21 protein-coding genes and 1 rRNA gene are annotated in these 24,923 nt (G+C 36.2%); 13 read left to right on the top strand and 9 right to left on the bottom strand.

Annotated elements, in window-relative coordinates:
• Positions 1 to 208 precede the first annotated feature (208 nt).
• The 5 genes from AAIE21_RS25785 to qoxA form a co-directional block, all read right to left on the bottom strand.
• Entirely contained in the window at positions 209 to 2,038 is a 1,830-nt protein-coding gene (locus AAIE21_RS25785) for a monovalent cation:proton antiporter family protein (RefSeq protein WP_343269325.1), read from the bottom strand.
• 222 nt (positions 2,039 to 2,260) lie between these two features.
• Positions 2,261 to 2,572: a cytochrome aa3 quinol oxidase subunit IV gene (qoxD, locus tag AAIE21_RS25780; protein WP_343269324.1), complete on the bottom strand. Its 312-nt coding sequence runs from the start codon at positions 2,570 to 2,572 to the stop codon at positions 2,261 to 2,263.
• Between the two features lie 2 nt (positions 2,573 to 2,574).
• Entirely contained in the window at positions 2,575 to 3,177 is a 603-nt protein-coding gene (qoxC, locus tag AAIE21_RS25775) for a cytochrome aa3 quinol oxidase subunit III (protein ID WP_343269323.1), read from the bottom strand.
• 13 nt (positions 3,178 to 3,190) lie between these two features.
• Positions 3,191 to 5,125, bottom strand: coding sequence for a cytochrome aa3 quinol oxidase subunit I (gene qoxB / locus AAIE21_RS25770; RefSeq protein WP_343269322.1), 1,935 nt, complete (start codon positions 5,123 to 5,125; stop codon positions 3,191 to 3,193).
• A 33-nt stretch (positions 5,126 to 5,158) separates the two neighbouring features.
• On the bottom strand, positions 5,159 to 6,034 hold the full coding sequence (gene qoxA, locus AAIE21_RS25765) for a cytochrome aa3 quinol oxidase subunit II (RefSeq protein WP_343269321.1): 876 nt from the start codon (positions 6,032 to 6,034) through the stop codon (positions 5,159 to 5,161).
• Between the two features lie 829 nt (positions 6,035 to 6,863).
• Between qoxA and AAIE21_RS25760 the strand changes: the two genes are divergently transcribed.
• The 8 genes from AAIE21_RS25760 (at position 6,864) to AAIE21_RS25725 (ending at position 14,751) form a co-directional block, all read left to right on the top strand.
• Positions 6,864 to 7,577, top strand: coding sequence for a C39 family peptidase (locus AAIE21_RS25760; RefSeq protein ID WP_343269320.1), 714 nt, complete (start codon positions 6,864 to 6,866; stop codon positions 7,575 to 7,577).
• A 231-nt stretch (positions 7,578 to 7,808) separates the two neighbouring features.
• A complete protein-coding gene (locus AAIE21_RS25755) occupies positions 7,809 to 8,984 on the top strand; it encodes an amidohydrolase (protein ID WP_343269319.1) in 1,176 nt (391 codons plus the stop codon).
• 1 nt (position 8,985) lies between these two features.
• The gene (locus AAIE21_RS25750) at positions 8,986 to 9,183 is read left to right on the top strand and encodes a DUF3311 domain-containing protein (RefSeq protein WP_343269318.1); all 198 of its coding nucleotides are present in this window, start codon (positions 8,986 to 8,988) and stop codon (positions 9,181 to 9,183) included.
• Complete coding sequence (locus tag AAIE21_RS25745) at positions 9,180 to 10,652, top strand: sodium:solute symporter family protein (protein ID WP_343269317.1); 1,473 nt, start codon at positions 9,180 to 9,182, stop codon at positions 10,650 to 10,652. The genes AAIE21_RS25750 and AAIE21_RS25745 overlap by 4 nt, the downstream gene beginning before the upstream one ends.
• A 122-nt stretch (positions 10,653 to 10,774) precedes the next feature.
• Positions 10,775 to 12,244: a spore germination protein gene (locus AAIE21_RS25740; RefSeq protein WP_343269358.1), complete on the top strand. Its 1,470-nt coding sequence runs from the start codon at positions 10,775 to 10,777 to the stop codon at positions 12,242 to 12,244.
• Position 12,245: 1 nt separating this feature from the next.
• On the top strand, positions 12,246 to 13,361 hold the full coding sequence (locus AAIE21_RS25735; RefSeq protein WP_343269316.1) for a GerAB/ArcD/ProY family transporter: 1,116 nt from the start codon (positions 12,246 to 12,248) through the stop codon (positions 13,359 to 13,361).
• On the top strand, positions 13,345 to 14,535 hold the full coding sequence (locus AAIE21_RS25730; RefSeq protein ID WP_481858714.1) for a Ger(x)C family spore germination protein: 1,191 nt from the start codon (positions 13,345 to 13,347) through the stop codon (positions 14,533 to 14,535). Before AAIE21_RS25735 ends, AAIE21_RS25730 begins: the two co-directional genes overlap by 17 nt.
• Before the next feature lie 69 nt (positions 14,536 to 14,604).
• Positions 14,605 to 14,751: a hypothetical protein gene (locus AAIE21_RS25725; protein ID WP_343269359.1), complete on the top strand. Its 147-nt coding sequence runs from the start codon at positions 14,605 to 14,607 to the stop codon at positions 14,749 to 14,751.
• Between the two features lie 131 nt (positions 14,752 to 14,882).
• Here AAIE21_RS25725 and AAIE21_RS25720 read toward each other — a convergent pair whose 3' ends face one another.
• From AAIE21_RS25720 to AAIE21_RS25710, 3 genes are read right to left on the bottom strand one after another with little or no spacing between them, the layout of a single operon-like run.
• Positions 14,883 to 16,283: a nucleoside recognition domain-containing protein gene (locus tag AAIE21_RS25720; RefSeq protein WP_343269315.1), complete on the bottom strand. Its 1,401-nt coding sequence runs from the start codon at positions 16,281 to 16,283 to the stop codon at positions 14,883 to 14,885.
• Positions 16,261 to 16,983 (bottom strand): FeoB small GTPase domain-containing protein, encoded by a 723-nt coding sequence (locus tag AAIE21_RS25715; protein WP_343269314.1) that lies wholly within the window; start codon positions 16,981 to 16,983, stop codon positions 16,261 to 16,263. Before AAIE21_RS25715 ends, AAIE21_RS25720 begins: the two co-directional genes overlap by 23 nt.
• Positions 16,980 to 17,237 (bottom strand): FeoA family protein, encoded by a 258-nt coding sequence (locus tag AAIE21_RS25710; RefSeq protein ID WP_336453028.1) that lies wholly within the window; start codon positions 17,235 to 17,237, stop codon positions 16,980 to 16,982. The genes AAIE21_RS25715 and AAIE21_RS25710 overlap by 4 nt, the downstream gene beginning before the upstream one ends.
• Positions 17,238 to 17,750: 513 nt before the next feature.
• On the opposite strand from AAIE21_RS25710, the gene AAIE21_RS25705 reads away from it, so the two are divergent.
• The 4 genes from AAIE21_RS25705 (at position 17,751) to AAIE21_RS25690 (ending at position 21,252) form a co-directional block, all read left to right on the top strand.
• Positions 17,751 to 18,653: a phosphate ABC transporter substrate-binding protein PstS family protein gene (locus AAIE21_RS25705; RefSeq protein WP_343269313.1), complete on the top strand. Its 903-nt coding sequence runs from the start codon at positions 17,751 to 17,753 to the stop codon at positions 18,651 to 18,653.
• A gap of 70 nt (positions 18,654 to 18,723) precedes the next feature.
• On the top strand, positions 18,724 to 19,614 hold the full coding sequence (gene pstC, locus AAIE21_RS25700) for a phosphate ABC transporter permease subunit PstC (RefSeq protein WP_343269356.1): 891 nt from the start codon (positions 18,724 to 18,726) through the stop codon (positions 19,612 to 19,614).
• Between the two features lie 2 nt (positions 19,615 to 19,616).
• Positions 19,617 to 20,534 (top strand): phosphate ABC transporter permease PstA, encoded by a 918-nt coding sequence (pstA, locus tag AAIE21_RS25695; RefSeq protein WP_343269312.1) that lies wholly within the window; start codon positions 19,617 to 19,619, stop codon positions 20,532 to 20,534.
• Between the two features lie 193 nt (positions 20,535 to 20,727).
• The gene (locus AAIE21_RS25690; protein WP_343269311.1) at positions 20,728 to 21,252 is read left to right on the top strand and encodes a P-loop nucleotide/nucleoside kinase family protein; all 525 of its coding nucleotides are present in this window, start codon (positions 20,728 to 20,730) and stop codon (positions 21,250 to 21,252) included.
• A gap of 75 nt (positions 21,253 to 21,327) precedes the next feature.
• Here AAIE21_RS25690 and AAIE21_RS25685 read toward each other — a convergent pair whose 3' ends face one another.
• Positions 21,328 to 24,372 carry an efflux RND transporter permease subunit gene (locus AAIE21_RS25685; RefSeq protein WP_343269310.1) on the bottom strand — a complete coding sequence of 1,015 codons (3,045 nt, stop codon included), beginning with the start codon at positions 24,370 to 24,372 and terminating at the stop codon, positions 21,328 to 21,330.
• A 492-nt stretch (positions 24,373 to 24,864) separates the two neighbouring features.
• Here AAIE21_RS25685 and AAIE21_RS25680 point away from each other — a divergent pair.
• Positions 24,865 to 24,923, top strand: a 16S ribosomal RNA gene (locus AAIE21_RS25680); the annotation flags it as partial.

Here is a 24,923-nt window from a genome sequence, read left to right as displayed (position 1 = left end):
AACATATAAATCTATGGTATGAAGGAACAAAAGAACTGTACTTGTTTTCTCTTTTTGTTTTACATGGCATGGGGCTAAAAAAGGGTCTGACCGCTTCTATGCACGGCCGGATGCTCTCTTCCATCTAAAAAGAAAGGTTTTATAGTATGATTTAGTAATTCTTATGTAATTAGAAAATCCCCTCTCAATGTTGAGCGGGGATTTTCTGTTATTCCAGTATGTTTTTCATTGTATCAATGTGCTCTTTTGATCCTGTTACAAGGAGTGTATCACCATTTTGTAATTTAGTATCACCATGTGGTACGAGTGCTTGATTACCACGGTAAATTTGAATGATGAGCACGTCACCTAGGAATGGTAAGCGACGAAGCGGTAAGCCGTTATATTTATTACTGCGTAATTCAACTTCACGAACTGTTTCATTTGCTGTTGTAATTAAACGAACGAGACTTGGTCTATCGATGAGTGCACGTAATAAAATTCGTGTAGAGTTGATGGTCGAGAATACGGCAATATGTTCTTGCGTTGCTTTTTCTTGTAGAAGTGGATCTTCTACACTTGCAATAACATGTTCAACACCTAATTCTTTAGCGTGCTCTGCTAATAATAAGTTTTGTTCATCATCACTTGTTGCAACGACAACTCGATCTGCATCGAATGCTTTTTGTTCTTCTAATAGTTCTATTGTGATTGTATCTAGTTTTACAATCGGGAAGTCATGAGACTTTGCTTCCTCTGCATTTACTTTATTTTGGCGCATCATGTATAGTGTCACATCATAGTCTTCGCGCTTTAAATCGAGTGATAGTGGAAGAGTGATTCGACTTGCACCAATAATTGAAACTCTTGGTTTTGGTGTTTCCACCTTTGGAAACATCTTTTTAAATAATACAGGTGCAAAAATACATGTAATAACTGCGCTTAAAATAAGTGAAGCGGATAGACTCGGACTAATGATGTTTAGTTTTTCACCAATTTGTGCTGCGGCGATAACTAATGAAAGTGTTGATGTTAATAAAATCGCACTTCCTAATACAATATTACGTGGGTACCATTTTCTTAGTACAAGTGATGGCAGTAATTTTGAAATAAAGAGTCCGACAATTAAAATCGGAATCATTAGCATACTAGAAGGCTCTTTAAAAATAGACCATACTTCTAAATTAACACCAACCATAACGAAGAAAATTGGGATGAAGAAACCATATCCGATGGAATCAAGCTTTTCTACCATATCTTCATTTGGTGATAATAAGGATACAAGCACACCTGCTAAAAAGGCCCCTAAAATATTTTCCGCACCAACAGATTCAGATAATCCGACTAAGATTAAAATGAGTGCAAAAACAGCACGGGTGTCAATTTGTACACTACCAGCTTTTAGGTTTTCCAAGTATGGAATATTTTTAAAGCGTCTTGCCACAAAGTAAATTACAATACCTGCGCCAAATAGAACGAGAAGAAGCCACATGCTTTGACCACTTTCCGAGTTCAATCCGACGAATACAGCAAGTAGGATCATCGTAACTAAATCGGCAATAACAGCAACTAATAAAATGATTTGGCCAATTGCTGTTTTCCCTAAGTTATTTTCTTTTAATGTTGGAACAACAACACCTAAAGAAATTGTTGAAATAATTAATGTCATAAATAAGGCACTATCTACAAATTCAAGCCATACGAATATAAGTGATATAGCGTAGGATAAGATGAAAATGAATAAAAAGATAATGCTTGCTACTTGGAACGTGTTTGGTTCGTTCGTCGTATTTTTTTTCCCTTTTTGTTTAAAGATAGAAAAATCGATTTCTAAACCGCTTAAGAACATTAAGAAAATAAATCCTAGTGTTGATAAAACTTGAAGCCACATATCTGGCTCAATAACGTTAAATCCACTTTTTCCTACAAAAATTCCTGCGATAATTTCTGCAACTACGACAGGAAGTGCTTTTAGCTTAAAGCGTTGTAACAAAAGGGGAATGAAAAACGCGATTGCGACAACAATCATAAGTGATAGGACTGAGGAATGATGTTCCACTGCGTTCTCTCCCTTCAAATAATATAGTACTTATTTTAGCCATATTATAGGAAGAAAATCAATGCATGTGAACTCGATTTCATAAAGAAAGAGTTTTCTTAACATTTGTCATAATAAGTCTAGTTTAGATGATAATGTTTTAATTTCTGTAATACGGATGGTAAAAGAGGGGGATAAATAAAAAGACTGCTGAGGTTACCTCAGCAGTCCATTTTCTGTTCATTACATAGAGAAGAAAATCCATACAGTAAGACCGATTGTTGCGATTGCAACGAAGAAACTGTATATCATTGTAATGATTTGAATTGTACCTTCTCCTTCTCTTAAGTGCATGAACATAATTAATTGTAATAAAGCTTGCGCAATTGCCATTGCGATAATTGCTGTTAATATTGTTGAAAGCGGCAGTGTTGTGTAAAGTGCCACATATAAAGCAAGAAACGTTAGTGCAAGCGATAAAATAAACCCAAAAACATGTGACCATGGAAACCCGCTATGCGCGTGTCCATTTGCTTGTGTATTGTTTTGACCCATTATTACGCCACCATCCCGTTCAAGTAAACTAGTGTGTAAATAAAGATCCAAACAAAATCAAGGAAATGCCAGTATAAGCTAATAATAAATACTTTACGAGCTGTAACTGGTGTTAAACCTCGTTTTAAAATTTGGATAATAACACAAGTTGCCCAGATGATACCACCTGTTACGTGGGCACCGTGCGTTCCAAGAAGAACGAAGAATCCAGATAAGAATGCACTAGTTTGAATAGTAGCACCTTTACCAGCGTATATGATGAACTCTTCAATTTCAAAGAATAGGAAGCCTGCACCTAAAAGTAAAGTTAGGATAAACCAAGCTAACATAGCTTTTTGATTGTGTTTACGCATTTCGTGAATTGCGATCCCACATGTAAAACTACTTGTTAAAAGTAGGAGTGTTTGAATTAAAAGTGTTTTAACTTCAAACAATTGTGCTGGTGTTGGACCATCTGCCGTACGACCAGCAAGGACTAGGTAAGAGGCGAAAAGTGTTGCGAACAGCATAATTTCAGCCCCTAGGAAAATCCAGAACCCTAGGATATTCAATCTGCTTTGTTCAGATTGATATTCTAAAGGTAAGCTTTTATCTAAAGCCGCCATTTCGTTTCACCTCTCATGCTACATGTTCTGTTTTTTTAATTTCATCAACGCTTACGTAGTAACCATCATCATAATCAAATGAACGGTAGATTAAACAAGCTAAAATACCAACGCCGCCGATTGCTGCAATCCAGAACCAGCTAAATACTAATGCAAAACCTGCAAGACCAAAGAATGCAGACATAATAATTGGCACACCAGAGTTACTTGGCATGTGAATTGGTTTTAATTCATCTGCTCTTGGTGTAATTGTTTCTCCGCGTTTCTTCATGAACCAGAAAGCATCAGCTTCTTTAATTTCAGGAAGTTTAGCAAAGTTGTAATGTTGTACAGGAGATTGAGTTGCCCATTCAAGTGTACGGCCATCCCATGGATCTCCAGTCACATCACGCTCACCGTGACGTGCACTCCAAATTACGTTGTAACATAGTAATAGGAAACCAACACCCATCATTAATGCACCGACAGTTGCGATTTGGTTCATCCAACCCCAACCTAAATCAGCGGAGTAAGTGTACATACGACGAGTCATACCGTCTAAACCTAAGAAGTACATTGGGAAGAAACAGATATTAAATCCACTCATAAAGATCCAGAATGTCCACTTACCAATGCGCTCGTTTAGCATATGACCAGTCATTTTTGGATACCAGAACGTAAATCCAGCAAGCATTGCGAATACTGTACCTGCGATTAATACGTAGTGGAAGTGGGCAATTAGGAAGTAGCTGTTATGATATTGATAGTCAGCTGCTGCCATTCCAAGCATAACCCCCGTAACCCCACCGATTACGAAGTTTGGAATAAATGCCAATGACCAAAGCATTGGAACTGTAAAACGAATACGTCCTTTATACAGTGTAAACAACCAGTTAAAGATTTTAACACCGGTTGGAATCGAAATCGCCATTGTCGAAATCGAGAAGAATGAGTTAACGGCTGGACCAGATCCCATTGTAAAGAAGTGGTGAAGCCATACGACGAAACTTAGTAACGAAATTGCAATCATTGAGTACACCATTGCGCTGTAACCGAATAGACGTTTACGGGAGAATGTACTAATGATTTCAGAGAAAATACCGAATGCCGGTAAGATAACGATATATACTTCAGGGTGACCCCATACCCAGAACAAGTTGGCCCAGAGCATTGGCATACCGCCGCTCGCCATCGTAAAGAAGTGAGCATCGAATAGACGGTCAAATGTCATTAATGCAAGAGCAACTGTTAATACTGGGAAAGCGAAAATAATAATTATACATGTAACTAAAATAGACCATGTAAACATTGGCATTTGCATTAATTTCATACCAGGTGTACGCATTTTTAGGATTGTAACTAAGAAGTTAATACCTGTCATTAACGTACCAAGACCTGAAATTTGCAGGGCAATTGCATAATAGTTATTCCCTACACCAGGTGTGAATTCTGTACCAGCCATTGGGAAGTAAGATGTCCACCCAGCGTCTGGAGAACCTCCGATAACGAAAGCGATGTTGAATAACATTGCTCCGATAAAGAATAACCAAAAACTTAATGCGTTTAAGAATGGATATGCAACGTCACGAGCACCAATTTGTAATGGTACAACGACGTTCATTAATCCTAGAACGAATGGCATCGCCATGAAAAGAATCATAACCGTACCATGCGTTGTAAAAACTCCGTTATAGTGTGTAGCGTCTAAATATGTTGTTTCTGGGAAAGTTAATTGAGCACGGATCATTAATCCATCCATACCACCGCGGAATAACATTATAACCGCAGAAATAATATACATGGTCCCAATTTTTTTATGGTCAACAGTTGTTAACCATTCATCCCAAAGCCATCTCCATTTTTTGTACTTTGTCAGTACGAAAAGAATCGCTAATGTCACAAGAACAATAGAGGCGTCAGCACCGTAAATAATCGGATCACCTGTGACAAAAAATTCATCAAGCTTCACTGTGTTCACTCCAATCTGTTGGAATAGTATCTGTTACTTTTTGTTTTTGTAGTAGTTGTAATCACAATACTCAAGTGATTTTGGATCTACATAACTTAAGTGGTGACTAGAGAATGTCATACGCCCTACTACACCAGGTTTAATGATTTCGTTATATTTTTCTTCTGTTAGTGGTTTAGCAGTTTCTTTTACTTCTTTTACCCACTTGTCATAATCTTCTTTTTTCTTTGCTTCAAGCTCAAATTCCATGTGAGTGAATCCTTCACCAGAGAAGTTCGAGCTACGACCAAGGTAAGAACCTGGTTTATCAGCTTGTAAATATAAATCCATGATCATGCCGTCCATTGTGTATTTCATACCACCAAGTTCTGGAACCCAGAAGGCGTTCATTGGACCAACAGATGTTAATTTAAATTGGATTGGTGTACCAGCTGGTACATTTAAATAGTTAACGGTTTCAATATTTTCCTCTGGATAACTGAATAACCATTTCCAGTTGGCAGATGTAACATAAATTTCAACTGGTTTAATATGTTTAGACTCTTTTGGCACTTCCTCCGATGCATAAGTAGCTTTTACCGTTGGAATTGACAGTGCAATAACGATAATAACTGGGAAAAGTGTCCAAATAATTTCTAATAATGTGTTACCGTGTTGATCAGGTGGCTCATAGCCCATATTTTCTGGTTTTTCACGATAACGAATCAAGATGACTGTAAACAAGATAAATACAATTGCAATAATCAACAACATAAGTACGAATGACCAAACGATCAAATCATACTGTGCTTTTGCAACAGGTCCCTGCGGGTTTAATACTGCAAGTTTCTTCTCACAGCCACCGAGGAACAAGAGTAGTGATAAAGGAAGAAGTGAAGCCAACTTCCAAAACGATTTCTTTAGTTGCACGATTGAAAATCTCCTTTCTCCTTGGATTGAAACTATGCCAATAAAACAATATAAACCTATTAATTTATAGAAGGCAATAGTTTTTGTTAGATTGTTAAAAAATAGACACAAATGCACACTTTTTAAGGTGAATATCATTTGTAACTTGATTACATTGTAAACCATTTTCCAGACGAAACCATGATTGTGGGAATTTTAAGATAATTAAAGTTATACCAGCATATCCAAGAAATAGAAAAAAACTATCTTATCACAAGGTAAGATATCTAAATATTTTATATATTTAGTATATTTTAAATGTGATACTTCGTTGCTGTTCAAATGTGACAATTTTTTATATTTAATTGGTACAAGATATCACAAAGTTTATAATGTCTGCTTTTCATCGTCCTTTTTAATTAGTTTGCTCTGTATTTGTTTGATCCATATCCCCTTCACCTCGTACTTTTCTCTTGTTTGTTTTTCTCAATGAATATTGAGCTTGATTCGTTTCACTAATCATCAGCGGGGGATGAAAAAACATACTAATAGAGTAGTTTCTTTATATCACTATAGAAATCAATTATGTTTATGTTCTAGGTGTAAGAATGGTGATATAGACAACTGTAATTAGATTCTTTGGATTTCATGTTTTGTGAATAAAACACATAAACATGTTCGGGTATAGTAGAATATCCTGAAAATGTATAATTATTTTTCCTTTTTGTTATAAAAAGTTAGAATTTTGAAATAATTAAGTCGAATTACAATTCAAATAATCTTTCTAGCAAACTAGGCAGAAGAAAGGTACAATAAAAGATGAAAATAATGATGTAATGGAGTTTTGAACATGTTAAAGAAATTCAAATATATATGTATGATAGGGATTATACTTGTTGCTGTTCTTTTTGTAGGGAAAAATAAAATTTTTCAAAAAGTCCAAGAGTTACGAGTGAATTTTTTATTTGATATGAAAGAAACAGCTATGATTGAAAATGTTCCGTTCATAAAACAACTCCCTGAGCTACAGCGAGGTTGTGAGGTTACAAGTTTAGCAATGTTATTGCAGTATAAAGGTGTTCAAGTAGATAAGATGCAACTTGCAAGTGAAATTAATCATGTTCCATTTAAAGAAAATAACCTTCGGGGAAATCCTCACGAAGGATTTGTTGGAAATATTTATACGAAGGCTGAGCCTGGATATGGCGTGTATCATGAGCCTATTTTTAAACTTGCCGAAAAGTATATGCCTGAAAAAACCATTGATTTAACAGGAAAAGATATTCAGGATATTTATAAAGTCATTAGTTCAGGTTCACCGGTATGGGTAATTGCTAATACAACGTTTCAACCCCTAGCTGAAGGTAGTTTTGAAACATGGAATACAAATAACGGTGGTATAAAAATTACATATTACGAGCATAGCACAGTAGTTGTTGGATATGATCAAAACTACGTATATATGAACGATCCGTTAGCTAACAATCCGAATAAAAAAGTATCACGTTCTGAATTTGAAAGAGCATGGGAACAAATGGGGAAACAAGCAATTACTATTCTATAAAAATAAAAAGCTATCTATTTAGATAGCTTTTTATTTTTTGTGTTATTCAGGATTGAGAACATTTCCACCTCGAAATTCAGAGAAAGCAAGGAGGTTAGATGAAGGGGGCAGAAAAAACGACGTTTAAAGATTCGGTGAGGATCAAAATAAATAATATTCAGAATATTGTTTATTTTGATGGTGATTCAAGTTATAATAACATTTAACTTGGTGAAGAAAGGAAGAGGATAAATGGATGAAGTAAAAGATATTGTTCTTTCTAAAGAACTATTAATAGAATGGAGAAGGCATTTTCACAGGTATCCGGAGTTATCTTTTCAAGAAGAAAAAACATCTCAGTATATATACGACATACTTCAAACAATTCCTCATCTAGAACTCTCACGACCGACAAAGTATAGCATCATGGCAAGATTGATTGGTAAACACCCTGGGAAAGTGATTGCGATTCGTGCAGATATGGATGCGCTTCCCATCCAAGAAGAAAATCAGTTTGAATTTGTTTCTACATATCCAGGAGTGATGCATGCATGTGGGCATGATGGTCACATTGCGATGCTCCTTGGCGCTGTATATACACTAGTAGAGCAAAGAGAAAAGATCAAAGGGGAAGTTCGTTTTCTATTTCAACATGCTGAAGAAAATTTCCCAGGTGGTGCTGGAGAAATGGTTGCAGCAGGCGTGATGGAAAATGTGGACTATATTATTGGAGCACACCTTTGGGCGTCTTTAGAAGTGGGGAAGGTTGGTGTCATTTATGGTCCAGCGATGGCAGCGCCTGATGTGTTTAGAATTACAATAGAAGGAAAGGGCGGACATGCCGGTATTCCGCATGAAACAGTAGATAGCATTGCTATTGGTACACAAGTAGTTACCCAGCTTCAGCAAATCGTATCGCGTCTCACCAATCCGTTAGATTCCCTCGTTTTATCTGTCACGCAGTTTCATGCAGGGACAACACACAATGTAATTCCTGAGCAGGCAACAATTGAAGGCACGGTAAGAAGCCTAAAGCATGAATTACGAGAACATACTGCGCAACGAATTGAAAAGTTTGTTAAACACATTACAGACTCTTACGGCGCAAATTATACATTTTCATACGAGTATGGCTATCGTCCGGTTGTAAATGATGAAAAAGTTACACAGCTTGTCGAACGGACAGCACTAGAGCTTTACGGAAGAGAACGAGTAGTACGGTTACAGCCGACGATGGCGGGAGAAGATTTTTCGGCCTTTTTACAAAAAGCGCCGGGCACATTTTTCTTTATTGGTGCTGGAAATAAAGAAAAGGGAATTGTATACCCGCATCATCATCCTCGTTTTACAATTGACGAAGATGCATTGCCAATTGGGGTAGAAGTTTTTGTTTCATTTGTTTTGAATGTTATGAGAAAAGGAGAATGAGATGAAAAAAATACACGTACTAGCACTTATTCCAGTTCTTTGTTTAGTTGTTGGCCCAGTGTTTACAAATTCGATTACTCCTTATGTATTCGGGATGCCATTTTTATTGTTTTGGATTTTACTCTCTGTGTTTATTACATCTTTTTGTATGGGATTTCTATATTGGTTAGACCCTGCGAATAAGGGGGGAACGGAATGACAGCACTTATCATTATTACTTTATTTTTGTGTTTTTCTTTATTTTTAGGGATTCGAGCACAACGCGGGAAAGATATGAACTTAGAACAATGGTCTGTTGGAGGAAGAGGGTTCGGAACGATTTTCGTCTTTCTTCTTATGGCAGGAGAGATTTACACGACGTTTACATTTTTAGGAGGTAGTGGCTGGGCGTATAGTAAAGGTGCCCCTACATTTTATATTTTAGGATATGGGGCACTAGCTTATATTTTATCTTACTTTTTATTGCCGCCGGTTTGGAAATATGCAAAGCAGCATGGGCTTATTTCGCAACCGGATTTCTTTACAAAAAAATACAATAGTCAGGCACTCGGCATTATCGTATCGATTATCGGTGTTGTTTCTATTATTCCATATCTTGTGTTACAGCTAAAAGGGCTGGGGATTATTGTTTCAGAAGCTTCGTATGGAAAAGTGTCACCGGTTTTTGCAGTTTGGATCGGTGCGATTACGATTACGATATATGTGATGATTTCTGGTATACACGGTTCTGCTTGGACAGCTGCATTAAAGGACATTATGATTCTATTTATCGTTATGTTTTTAGGAATATATTTACCGTATCATTATTACGGAGGATTTCAGCCCATGTTTGAAGCGGTAGAAGCAGCAAAGCCAGGGTTTTTAGCTTTACCTGAGGAAGGGATGAGTATTTCTTGGTTTGTTTCTACTATTATATTAACGGCATTAGGTTTTTATATGTGGCCACATACATTCGCTTCAGCTTTTTCGGCAAAAAGTGAAAAAGTTTTTCGGAAAAATGCGGCGATTATGCCGTTGTACTCTTTAGTGTTGCTCTTTGTATTTTTTGCTGGATTCGCTGCTATTTTACAAGTACCAGGATTACAAGGAGCGGATGCAGATCTATCGTTATTCCGCCTTGCTATTCAAACCTTTGATCCGTGGTTTATTGGCGTTATCGGTAGTGCTGGATTATTAACAGCCTTGGTGCCAGGATCTATGCTTGTTATGGCAGCTTCTACGTTACTTGCAAAAAATATTTATCAAGTTCTCACGCCATCCGTATCGGATCAACAGGTAACGAGAGCAGCAAAATTATTTGTTCCTGTCGTGACACTTGTTGCTGTCTTCTTTACATTTAAAGGCGGGGAAACAATAGGTGCACTTCTTCTTATGGGATATAGTATTGTTACACAGCTTTTTCCTGCTCTAGTTTGTAGTTTGTTTCATCGTCAGTTTGTAACAAAACAAGGAGCAATTGCTGGAATGGGAGTTGGATTATTAGTAGTTGCTTATATTACATTGTCGGGTTCGACTATATCTAATATGTTTCCATCCTTTCCGCAATATATTAAGGATTTAAACGTGGGTATTGTAGCATTAGTGGTAAATATTATTGTTATGTTAGTAGTGAGCATTGTGACTAGAAACATTGAAGTGGCGCGCAATTCTACTGTGTTAGAGAAATAGGAATGGCATACAATGAAAAAAGCTATTTTCCTTTGGGGGAGATAGCTTTTTTCATTGCATACATTTTCCCGATATGGAGAAATATAACGGTAATATCTTGAGAGGAAAGTTAGGTGAGGAAGATGACGAGTTTAGAGGCAAACTTATCTGCAATTACAAAATCTATTCGAGATACACTGCAGTCTCCCAACGATTTAACAGTACGAGAGTTTGCACTTTCTTGTTCATCTACTCGGTGTGCCGTTATTTTTCTATGTGGGCTTTCAGATAAAGATTTAGTTTATCGATTTGTTATCCGTCCATTACAACAAGAAGAGATTCCGAATAAAGCCCCAATCATACAAACCTTATTAGACAAATTTATTTCTATTGGAGAAGTAAATACAGTGAAGATGCTCCCTGATGTTATTAATTCCGTTCTAGTGGGGGATACGATTGTTTTAATTGATGGAATTCCTAATGCACTAGTGATTAATAGTCGAGCATGGGAAAGACGAAGTTTAGAACCACCGATTACAGAAAATATCATTCGAGGCCCTAAAGTAGGACTTACTGAGGATATTGCAACGAATAAAATGTTAATCAGGCGTGACTTACGTGATCCGAAACTTCGATTTCAATCTTATATTATGGGGAAGCGTTCTCAAAAAGAAGTTACATTAATTTATATTGAAGACATCATTAATCCGTATATTGTAGCAGAATTAAAGCGGCGATTGCAGTCGATTGAAACAGATATGATATTAGACTCTGGAAAGATTGAGCAGCTACTTGAGGATAATAATATGTCTCCTTTCCCGCAATTTTTAAATACAGAGAGGCCAGATAGAGCGATAGCTTCTTTAGCGAAAGGAAAGGCGGTCATTTTAGTAGATGGATCGCCGTTTGCAGTTATTGCACCTATGGTTATTGTTGATATTTTTCAGTCACCGGAAGATCATTATGAAAGATGGATTATTGGCACCTTACTAAGAGGGCTTCGTATGATAGCTGGACTTATGGCAATCTTACTTCCGGCAGTATATGTTGCGCTTGTTTCCTATCATCAAGGGCTTATTCCATCTAATCTCGCGTATTCGATCGCTGGAGCCAGAGAAGGGGTTCCGTTTCCTGCTTATATTGAAACGATTATTATGACGTTAACGATGGAGTTAATTCGAGAGGCAGGACTTCGGTTACCTAAACAAATCGGACAAACCGTTGGGATTGTAGGGGGGCTTGTTATTGGAGAAGCTGCGGTAAGCGCTGGGATTGTCAATCCTTTTATGGTCATTGTGATTGCTGTCACGGCTATTGCGACCTTTTCTTTACCTGTGTATAGCATAACAATTACATTTCGTTTTTTGTTATTTGGGTTTATTTTAGCAGCTACTATGTTTGGACTATATGGGATTACTCTGGCGCTAATTACATTAGCGATCCATATTGCCAATTTAAAAAGCGTTGGAGTCCCGTATTTTACTCCATTAGCTCCTGCTTTTTATAAAGATTGGAAAGAAGAAGTAGCACGGTTACCAAGGGCAATGTTAGAGACGAGACCAGATTATTTGCAGACACAAGATAAAACATTACGTTCAAAGGAGAGAAAATAAATTGAAACCGTTTGAATACGGAGATGAAGAAATTGGATCTCAGGAACTAACATTTGCAGTGATTTCGGTCATTATAGGTACAGGAGCACTTTCGATGCCTCGTGTAATTGCAGAAAAGACGCTTTTTGCAGACGGCTGGATAATACTATTTCTGGGTGGGTTAATTTGTGCGTCTTTTGCTTGGGCTATTGCTAAAATAGCAAATTTATTCCCAAAACAAACGTTTTTTCAATATACAAGCGCATACTTGTCGAAGCCAGTAGCTTTTTGCGTAACAAGTATTATGGTGTTAACATTTGCTGGCATTACTGCGTATCAAGCGCGAGCGATTTCAATTATTTCACAAACATACTTATTTAGTAAAACGCCTATTGAACTCTTATCATTTTTTTATTTACTTGTTGTTATTTATGGAGTAAGTGGTTCTAGAGCGGCATTACTCCGTCTTAACGTATTATTTTTACCAATTGTAGTGAGTGCTATTTTTGCTTTGTCGTTATTAAATATAAATTTAATGGATACTCATAATTTGCTCCCGCTTTTCCAAACAGAATGGAGTAAATACGCTATTGGGATGAAAGAATCGATATTTACATTTATTGGATTTGAAATCGTTTTATTTTATTCTTCAATTGTGAAACAAAGAGAAAAAGCTCCTTTAGCTGCTGCAAAGGGAGTAATGATTACGAATTTATTATATATCCTCATGTATCTTACTTGTATTACAGTCTTTTCTTATTCTACGACGAAAAGTTTAACGTATCCTGTTATTGAGTTAGGAAAGGAGATTGAAATTGGCGGAGGATTTTTAGAGCGTTTTGATGCCATTTTCTTTACGACTTGGATTATTACAATTTTTAATACGACTGCTATGTATTATGACATCGCAGTAATAGGGTTTTGTTCGATGTTTCCTTCTATTAAAAAGAAAACATTTATTTTTGTAAGCGCACCGATTATTTATCTGTTTAATATGCTTCCTGAAAATGTTACAAAGTTAACTCAGTATGGTACCTATTTAGCTTGGGTTGATATGGCATGCATTATCATTGTACCTGTGCTTGTCTTCATTATTTATAAAATAAAAGGGGGCAAGAAGAGTGAGTCGTCTTCATAAATGCATTTGTTGTGTTATGTTGTCTTTATGCATAAGTGGTTGCTCAGAGCGAAAAGAAATTGAAGAGAGAGGCTTTGTTGTAGGGGCGGCTTTTGATGTTGTAAAAGAAGAGGGAGAAAGTGAATCCAAAAATACACCTCGTATGAAAGGGACATACCAACTTGTCTTGCCCAGTGCGTTAGCACAACAGGGAGGAAAAGGTGGTGGAGGAGGTGGAGGTGAGGATAATTATATCAATATTAGTGCAACCGCTGATAGCATTTTTGCACAAATTCGCGAGATATCGAAAAAAATTAGTCGGTCTTTATTTTTTCCGCATATCCAAGTTGTTGTTTTTTCAAAAGATTTATTAAAGCAGCAAAACCTTTTAGAACAAACGTTAGATATCTTTTTTCGTGATCATGAAATGAGGCGGAATATTAGAATTTTTGTCTCTAAAGATCGAGCTGAAAAGATTTTGCAGCAAAAATCGAAACCAGAAAATTTACCAGCAAGGTATATTGATTTATTAGCAGATCATGCAGACGTTAATGCCTTTATGTTAGAAGCGGTTCGTATTGGTGATGTGCAAGAAATGATGATTGCTAAAAGAAGTTTTGTGCTTCCGGTTTTACAATTAACAAAACAAGGTGTGAGAATGGAAGGGGCTGCTGTATTTAAAGGGAGTAATAATAAATTGATTGGCCTATTAACAGGGAAAGATACGCAAGGGTTAAATTACATAATTGGAAAGAAAGCGAGTGGTTTTGTGACCATTCGAAAAGAAAAAAAAACAATCACTTATGAAATTAACAAACTAAGGCGAAAAATACATGCTTCCTTTACAAACCCTCGTCATCCGAAGTTTACAGTTGATATTTATCCTGAAGGTGTACTAGCAGAGGCGTATTTAGGTGGGAGTGGAGCGATGTGGAATGAAAAGAAAATGAATACGTACATCTCTAAAGAGATGGAAAGTATAGCGATGAGAACAATAAAAAAAATGCAAAAAGATTTTAAAACGGATGTGCTTGAGTTAGGAGAGTACTATAAGCGACATAATTATAAAGAGTGGAAGAAGATAGAAAAAAATTGGGATAGAGGGAAGAACTATTTTGCTAAGAGTGACATCGTTGTTCGAGTTCATCCATTGATAGAACATTCAGGTTCTTTAGTGCCAAAAGGTGGTCAGTAATGTGGAATTGAGCATCTTTTATTGATATTTTCCGTGTCTGTAAATGGAAATAGGAGCGATAGTAATAATATGAAAATGCCTTCTATGTTGACGATTATAAATACGATCTTGATGGGGATTATCCCATATGCTGTTTATTTTTTAAATAAAAAAATTAAAAAATATGGTGCACAACCGTGGGAAAATCCAAATGAAGATGAAAAAGGAAACCAATAGCTCAGGTTTCCTTTTATATATTATTATAAATTTTTGCAGAATCGAGTGAATACTATTCCGTATGAGTCTAATTGGTGAAAGGTAACCATCAGTAGGAGAGCATAAGGACTCCTACTGATGGAAGTTTCACTTTATACAAGCTCTAACCAATGTACCAATTGCGTTGTGAGGAATGTAACCACAATGGCGATAACGGTAGGGATTGCAAATGATAGAAATGTCCACTTAGGGCTTTTTGTTTCTTTATATATGTTAACTAGTGTGGTTCCACATGGGAAATGAAGAAGTGAGAACAACATTGTGTTTAATGCAGTTAACCAAGTCCAGCCATGCTCTAAGAACAAGTTTTTAATTTGGTTTAAATCATCTATTTCTGTTAAAGCGCCAGTTGATAAATAAGACATTAATAAAATTGGAATGACAATTTCATTAGCTGGTAATCCAAGGATAAATGCAGCTAGAATGAATCCGTCAAGGCCTAGTAATTTAGCGAATGGATCTAAGAAATTTACAAAATACATAAGTAGGCTTGTGTCGCCAACATAAATATTTGCTAATACCCAAGTAAATACAGCCGCAGGTGCAGCTACAATTACCGCACGTTTTAAAACATATATTGACTTATCGAGTGTGGAACGTACAATTGTGTTCCAAATTTTCGGCTTACGGTATGGTGGTAACTCTAATGTATAGTGAGTTGGGACACCTTTTAAAGCAGTTTTTGATAATACCCAAGATACGGTTAAGGTTACAATAACCCCAATTACAACCATTCCGACTACAACACCTGCTGTAACAAGTGTTTGCATACTACCAGTATAGCCAGCAGCCATAAATAGTGAAGCCATTAATATTAATGTAGGCCAGCGTCCATTACAAGGAACGAAGTTATTTGTTAAAATCGCTAGCATACGCTCGCGTGGTGATTCAATAATGCGAGTTGACATAATGGCAGCAGCGTTACAACCAAATCCCATCGCCATTGTTAATGATTGTTTTCCGTGAGCGCCAGAACGTTTGAATAAACGATCCATGTTAAAAGCAACACGTGGTAAGTATCCGTAGTTTTCTAATAAAGCAAACATAGGGAAGAAAATAGCCATAGGTGGTAACATAACGCTAATTACAGCGCCAGTACCACGGAATAAGCCGAGAATTAAGATGCCGTGTACCCATGATGGTGCATTCATTGTTTGAAACCAAGCGGTTAAATGGCCTTCTGCCCACCCGAAAAACTCAGCAATCATATCAGAAGGGACATTAGCCCCTGCAATTGTAAGATAAAAAATAATCGATAAAATTCCGAGCATGATTGGGAATCCGAATATAGGAGAAGTGAAAATTTTATCTAGCTTCTCTGAACGGTATAACTTATCAGTATTTGTGTATTGAACAGCTTCCTTACATATACTTGCGGAAGTTCGATAAATATCACCTACAATATCATCGCGTATATCCTCTTTTGTAAGTGTCTGTGCGTGTTGAACAATATAATCTAATGGAAGAGCTTTATTGGCTGAGTGAGATTCCATTTATTACGACCTCCCTTACAAGCGGTTCCTTATGATGTTTTTGGAGTGCTGCTAGAAAATTTTTATCTCCATCTAATATGCGGAGTGCCACCCAGCGTGCTGGATAAGTATCTCCGAACACTTTATAGATCTCTGGTTCTAATTCCTGAATCATATTTTCAATTTGTTCATTATAAGTAATTTGAACTGGCGTAGGAATTAGTTTTTTATTGGCTACTTTGGCGATTACACTTAGTAAATGGCCGATTCCAACTCGGTTCCGAGCAGAGATTTTAACGACGGGAACTCCGAGTGACTTTGCTAATTTTTTCTCATCGATGACAATTCCCTTTTTTTCAGCCTCATCTATTAAGTTAATACAAACTACAACGTCTTTTGTCATTTCCATAACTTGCAACGCTAAGTTTAAATTTCTTTCCATTGCAGTTGCATCCACAACAACGACAGTTACTTCTGGTTTTTCAAAAATGATATAATCACGTGCTACTTCCTCATCTGCAGAATTTGAATAAAGGGAGTACGTTCCTGGTAAGTCAATGAGAGTATATATACTTCCGTTATGTTCATATTCACCTTCTGCTTTTAATACTGTTTTTCCAGTCCAGTTTCCAGTATGTTGTTTTAATCCTGTTAATGTATTAAATAATGTACTTTTACCGGTGTTAGGGTTTCCTGCTAGCGCAATGCGATGTTTTTTCATTTTGAATCATCTCCTATTAACTTTCCGAAAATAAGGGAACTTTCTTCACTACGCAGTGCAATGGTTGTATTGCTTACTTGATATGCAGTTGGATCCCCAAGTGGGCTTTTTTGCAATACTTTAATAGTAGCACCGGGAATAAAACCTAAATCTAATAAACGACGTTTCATAGTTCCTTCTAATTGTATCTTCTCGATTTGTACAAACTGCCCTGTTTGAAAATTTGAAAGGGGTTTGAGATTAGCCGATACCATAAAAGTTACCTCTTCTCTATATTTTTAGTCTTGATTTAAAAAGTTTGCCGAGGGAAACTTTTTGTTACTAATATAGTAGACTACATGAAATGATGTTGTCAATTTGTACTTTAAAAATATTCAATTATTTTTAGAATTGTTCCAATTTATTTTATTGTACAGAAAAATATTACTAAAATTATGTGGAATCGATGCGGAATAACATCTATAAAATTCAAAAAATGAGGGGATTTGTAAAGGTAGTTTTAATATCAACAGTGAAAAACAGAATTTTATTTACGATAAATTTACATTGTTAAAAGTAAATTTACAATATGAACTGATTTGTGTGGATTCTTTTGGTTTTTTAAGTGAAAAGAGGTGAAGTATATAGGTTTTGAGGTGTGACACCTCTCTTTACTTAAAATTAAAAATTGCTTAACACTAACATAATATTATTGTCCTACAATGAATTTGTGTTCGAAAGAAGTAGATGAATGTGAAAAAGCGATAATCCAAATGGGGGTACAAGACATGGTTATGAAAAAAGGTATTAAATTTTCGTTAGCGGCATTAGTGGTTGCTGGTGCTTTAGTTGGTTGCGGAAAATCAGAAAGCGCAGGTAGCGAAGAAACTGCTAAAGGTAATAACGGTTCAAAACAAGAATTGTCAGGTACAATTGCAGCAGCTGGTTCTACAGCTCTTCAACCTCTTGCTGAAGAAGCGGGTAAAAAATTCATGGAAAAGAATTCGAAAGTTTCTATTCAAGTTCAAGGTGGCGGTAGTGGAACAGGGATTAACCAAGTAGCTTCTGGTGCGGTTCAAATCGGTAACTCTGATGTTCCAGCTGCAGATAAAATAAAAGATCCAGAAAAAGCGAAAGAATTAGTAGATAACAAAGTGGCAGGTATTGCGTTTGCACTTGTTGTAAATAAAGATGTGAAGGTCGATAACTTAACTGTGAAACAAGTACAAGATATCTTCACTGGAAAAGTTACAAACTGGAAAGAGTTAGGCGGTAAAGATGAGAAAATTAACGTAATAAACCGTCCGGCATCTTCTGGTACACGTGCTACATTTGAAAAAACAATTATGAAAGATGCGAAGATTAACGATGGAACAGGTACAACACAAGATTCTAACGGTGCGGTAGAACAAGCGATTAACTCTACTCCTGGTTCTATTAGTTATCTTGCAATGTCTTATATGGTCGGCGATAAAAAAGGTGCATTACAAACTGTGAAGATTGATGGTGCAGAGCCAAAAGTTGAAAACATTTCTGCAGGAAAATATCCATTCTGGTCTTATGAGTACATGGTAACAAAAGGGGAAGCAAAAGAAGCTACAAAAGCTTACATCGATTATGTAAAAGGTAAAGACTTCGAAAAACAAGTTGAAGATATGGGTTATATTCCAATGTCTAAACTGAATAAGTAAACATTCAACGGGGCTGGCTGCGAGGCCAGTCTTGTTCATTTCAATCTATGAAGTGGGGTTATGTCCTGTGATGAAGGGGAAAAAACAAATCAACTACGTAAAAAGTGAATATATCGGAAGAACACTTGTTACGTTTTGCGGTATATTTATTGTTCTTGTTACATTAGCAATTATTGCATTTATTTGCGGGAAAGGAATTCAATCCTTTACGCAAAGTGGTATTTCATTTTCTGAGGTATTGACGTCAACAAAATGGAATCCGAATGCTGATAAGGGATCATTTGGTGCCGTTATCTTTATTGTTGGTTCAACGCTTGTTTCATTAGGTGCAGTTATTATTAGTGCACCAATCGCGCTTGCTCTTGCGATATTTATGAATTTAATTTCACCAAAGTTTGGGAATAAAGTATTAAAGCCTGTTTTGGAATTATTAGTTGGAATTCCTTCGGTAGTATATGGTTTATTAGGGGTTACCATTTTAGTTCCGCTTTTACGTGATTCATTTGGTGGCGTTGGTTTTAGTTTAATTGCGGGTATTATTGTACTAAGTATTATGATTTTACCTACTATTGCTAGTATTGCTTCCGATGCGATACGGTCAGTTCCATTTGATTACTTGGAAGCCTCTTATGGTTTAGGTTCGACGAAATGGCAAGCGATTAGTCGTGTGATTGTTCCAGCGGCAAAAAAAGGTATTTTAACAGGGGTTGTTCTAGGCTTAGCTCGTGCTTTTGGTGAAGCGTTAGCGGTTCAAATGGTTATTGGGAATACTGTTAAATTGCCTGAAGGGATCTATAGTCCAACAGCAACGTTGACAGGTATTTTAACAATGGATATGACAAATACATTAAATGGAACTGCATGGAATAACGCTTTATGGACATTGGCAATGATATTACTTGTTATTTCATTCTTATTTATTTTAGTAATTCGAGCAATTGGCCAAAGAGGTGAACGATAACGATGAATGCACGAAAAGTAAATAATATTTGGACGGGTATTTTATATGCTGTTGCAGCATTGGTAGTAGCTTTACTTGTTTTCTTAGTATACGAAATTTTGCAAAAGGGTTGGGGATTTTGGGATCCAAGCTTCTTATTCGGAGAACCAAGCAATACAAGAGCTGGAGGTGGAATTGGTCCGCAATTATTCAACTCTTTCTATATGCTTGTTATTACACTAGTCATTTCAATTCCTCTTGGATTAGGAGCAGGGATCTATCTTGCGGAATATGCAAAGCAAGGACGTTTTTTAGGATTTGTTCGTTTATGTATTGAAACGATGGCATCATTGCCTTCTATCGTTGTTGGATTATTTGGTTTGTTAGTATTCGTTACAATGACAGGCTGGGGCTATACAGTGATGGGTGGTGCTCTCGCTTTAACGATTTTGAATTTACCAGGTTTAACACGTGTTTGTGAAAATGCAATTACAGAAGTTCCGTCTAATGTAAAAGAAGCGAGTCTTGGACTAGGGGCAACAAAATGGCAAACGATTGTACGAATTATTATTCCGACATCATTACCACAAATTATTACGGGAATTATTTTAGCTGCGGGTCGTATATTTGGTGAGGCAGCGGCGTTAATTTATACAGCGGGATTAACATCGCCAATTTTAAATTCTGCAGCCGATTTTTCAAGTCCGGCACACCCATTGAATCCATTTCGCCCGGCTGAAACATTAGCAGTTCATATTTGGAAATTAAACTCTGAAGGGATTATCCCAGATGCGAAGTTAATTGCAACAAAATCAGCAGCGGTATTAATTATTATGGTATTACTGTTTAATATTATCGCTCGTTTTACTGCATCTGTACTTCATAAGCGTTTTACGGGAGCCAAGAAATCTCGTAAAACAGCAAAAGCAAAAGCGGCTTAACCGCTTGTACCCTATATTGATAAAGGGCTCTCTGCTTAAATAGGCAGAGAGCTTTTTTGTTTTGTAGGGAGAGGGGGATGGATATAAAGTGCTTCAGTTAAAAAGATGGTTCCCGTGTTAAAATGATGTATATGTAAATATATGTATGAGTTGTGGGATGGAAAATGAAAATATAAGGAGGGTGTGCTTTTTTATGTTTTTTCTTCAAATGTCAGGTTTTCCGGGCTCGGGAAAATCAACTCTTTCTAGATGGATAGCGAAAAATACAGGTGCGATTGTGGTTGATCATGATATTGTAAAAACGGCCTTACTAGAGTCGTTGGAAACTCGTCAGATTGAAACAACGGCCGCTGGTGGAATTTCGTATGAAATCGAATGGGCATTAATAGATTTTTATTTAGCGCAAGGGCATAGTGTGATATTGGATAGCCCGTGTCTCTATACAGAAATGTTAGAAAAGGGAATAAGGTTGTCTAAGAAACATCGTGTGAAATATAAATATGTCGAATGCTATCTTAATAATATAGAAGAAATTAATAATAGGTTAAGGAAACGGAAACGAATGATAAGTCAAATTAGGAAAGTGGAATCTGAAGAAGTTTTTAAGAAATGGTTAGATGGTAGTAAACGGCCATCTGATTTTACATATCTTATTGTAGATTCTGGACAACCGTTAGAAGACTATATAGATGAAGTGATGACTTATATGAATGAGTAGTCATAAAGTTATAATTACATATTATAGTAGAAATCAAAAACGTTATCTTCAGAACGGAAGATAACGTTTTTGATGTTAAGCTTTTGGTGTATCTATAGAAGAATTTATTTTTCTACGTGAGCTTCGTTTTTTACCGAATTTATCTAACAATTCATACATAACAGGGACGACAACTAGTGTGAGAACAGTTGAAACTGCTAAACCACCGATTACAACAACCGCTAAACTTTTAGATACCATACTGCCGGCTTGTGATTGACTAAATAATAATGGTAACATTGCTACTATTGTTGTGATAGCTGTCATGATAATTGGTCGTAGCCTTGTAGAACCTGCTTCTAGTAAAGCTTCACGTGTCGTCATGCCCTGTTCTCTATTTTGTTGAACACGTTCTATCAATACGATGGCATTTGTAACAACAATACCAATTAACATTAATGCACCGATGAGTGCGTTTAAATCGACAGGTGTTCCTGAAATGATTAATCCTAAAATACCGCCAATGGCAGCTAGTGGTAAAGAGAATAAAATCGCAAATGGAGCGCGTGCTTGCCCGAAAGTAATAACCATAATTAAATAGACAATCCCGATTGCGATACCCATGACTTTGAATAAATTTGTAAAGTCTTCTTGCATAGATTCAGTTGCACCAGCAATTTTAACTTTTGCACCGTTTGGTAGATCTAATTCTGAAATAGCTTTGTTCACTTCAGTATTTACTTTACTTAAATCTTCATTTGTCGCTTCGGCAGTTATTTGAATGGTTTCTTTTCCGTCTTTATGGAAAATCTCTGTTTGTAATCGTTTTTCTGAAATGGTTGCAATGTCTTTTAAAGGAATCGGTCCAGTTATAGGTGATAAGATATTTGAGTTAAGGATGTCTTCTTTGTTACTTATCTTTTCTTTTTTATGTTCAAGCATAATGGTTGTTTTTTCATCATCAATTGTTAGTTGCCCAATTGGAGATTTTTTCATAAGAAATGCGACCTGTTGTCCGGCTGTTTCTGGTGTTAATCCAACTTGTTCTGCTTTCTTTTGGTCAATATCGATTTTCCATTCTTTTTTTGACTCTTCTAGATTTGTTTTTACTTTAGAAAGACTGTCTATGCTTTTCAATTTTGTTTCAACGATAGCAGCAGCTTTTTTTAAATTTGTCTCATTGTTTGCTGTCACGTTAAATTGCAAGCTGTTTCCACCGCCGAAACTAGAATAGCTTGTTTTAATATAATCGAATTCGGCTGGTTTGAAATCTTTATTTTCTGTTTTTAATTTTTTAACATATTCATCGATATCAGTTCCTTTTTTAAAGAGTACAAATATAGATACAAGGTTATCTTTCGTTGTTTGTCCCCATTGTGCATCTTCGGCACTTGAGCCCATTCGTAAGATGACATCTGCTATATCATTATTAGAAAGTAATTCTTTTTCAAAATCAAAAGCTTTTTGTTTTCTAGATTCAAGATCGTAATTTGTTGGGAATGTCATATTAATTGAAAGCATCGTATCGTCTTCTGATTTTATATTTGCTTTTGGCAGTAATAGATAAGCAGCAATTGATCCGGCAAATAATAAGAAAGAAGAAAATAAAATAATAAACTTATGTGAAAGGGCCCACTTTAAAGTAGCTGTATACTTTCTTGAAGGTCTAGGTGTACGCTGCCTTGTTTTCTTCAGTAATAAAAATGCCATAAGTGGAACAACGGTTAAGGCCACCACTAGGGAAGAAAGTATAGAGTATACAACGGCCAATACCATAGGTAACATTAGCTTACCGATTGTACCTGATACAAGACCGATAGGTAAAAAGACAGCGACTGTTGTTAAAGTAGAAGATGTAATCGCGACGGCTACCTCTTTTGTGGAGTCTAGAATGATGTCTTTTGAAAAATGTTCCTTTTGTAAGCGCCGGAAGATATTTTCAATGACAACAATACTATCGTCAACAAGTCGCCCAACCGCCACCGCTAAGCCCCCGAGAGTTAAAATGTTTAATGTAACATTAGATTGATCAAGTAAAAATAGTGTTAGTAAAATGGATAACGGAATACTAACGACAGCGATAAGAGTTGTTCGAACGCTGCGTAAAAAGATTAAAATAATAAATGTCGCAGCAATTGCTCCTAAAATGACTTCTTTCCCCATGCTCATAACTGCATTTTCAACTTGTTCGTGAGTAGAGGATATTAATTTAATTGTATAAGTATCTTTATATTCTTTGCTTATAGTTTTTATTTTTTTATCGATTTCCTTTCCGATTGCAACTGCATTTTTGCTAGGTTCTTTCATAATAACTAATCCAGTTCCTTCTTCGCCATTTATATGTGACACGGTATCAAAATGTTGTTTTATTTCTACTTGAGCTATATCTTGTAATTTGATTTGAGGTGTAAGTGATATATTTTTTATTTCATCTACATTTTTGATATTTCCAATGACGCGTAGGCTGTGGTCTTCGTTATTGACAGTAACTTGACCAACTGGAGTGGAAGTTTCTTTTCCTTGTAAAGCGGCTAATACTTGCTGTGGTGTCACATTTTTATTTTTCATTTCATTTGGGTCTAATATGATGGATAACTCGGATGTTGATTTACCGTAATATATGACGTTAGCAACACCATCGATATTTTCAAGTTGCGGGATGATCTCTTCTTCAATCTGTTTTTCGTCTGCTTTTGTAAAACCATTCTGTTTTTGAACGGTAATTTGTGCAAGTGGAATCATAGAGGTATTAAGTTGACTAACGACGGGTTTTGTAATTTCTTTTGGGAAATTTACGTTGTTGGTAATTTTTTCGACCTCGCGCGCGGCATTTTTCATATTAGCTTTAGATGTATACGCGATATCGATACGAGATAAACCTTCATAAGTAGAAGAAGTGATTGTATCGACGTGTTCCAAATTTCGAAATTGTTTTTCGAGAGGTTCGGTTACTTCTTTTGTCAATGTTTCAGCATCTACCCCTTGAGACATTGTAGTGACAGTTATTGCGGGGTTGTCGACACTAGGTAGAAACTCCATTGGTAATTTCGAACCAGAATAAATGCCGAGTACAGAAATGAGAAAAACCATGATGATGATAGCGGCTCGGTTTTTTAATGAGAATTTTGTTAACCTATCCATAAAAGTGATTCCTCCGTTTAAGTTGTTTTTTATTCTACTTTGTTACTATATAACAAAATCTGGATGTTTTTCATTAATTAAATGTAAAAAAATTCTAAATTTATTCTTAAGTAGATAGGGAATAGGATTTTGTAAGGAAGAGCTAGAGAGGTGGTTAGGGATTTTAGTGTTTTAAAATTTTGTTGAAGTGAGGAAGAAGAAAATCTATTTAAATATGAAATAAATAGGTGGAATTATTAAGCGGAAAACTTTTTTATGTTTTTTTAAAAAAACACTTGTGATTTAAAAATAAGGATGGTATATTAATAAACGTCGCTGATGCGGGAAACGCAGAAAGCGAAAAAAGAAATTAAAAACTTAGTTGACATCGAAAAACGAAGATGCTAACATAAGGAAGTCGCCAATGGGCGATGGACAAGTTCTTTGAAAACTGAACGAAACAAACAACGTGAAACGTCAATTTTTATTTTTATGATGCTAGACAAACTAACTTTATTGGAGAGTTTGATCCTGGCTCAGGATGAACGCTGGCGGCGTGCCTAATACATGCA

Source organism: Paenibacillus sp. 102 (genome assembly GCF_039549175.1).
Classification (GTDB): domain Bacteria; phylum Bacillota; class Bacilli; order Bacillales; family Bacillaceae_G; genus Bacillus_A.
The sequence above is the reverse complement of the archived record's forward strand: the minus strand, read 5'-3'. Positions and strand labels throughout refer to the sequence as shown.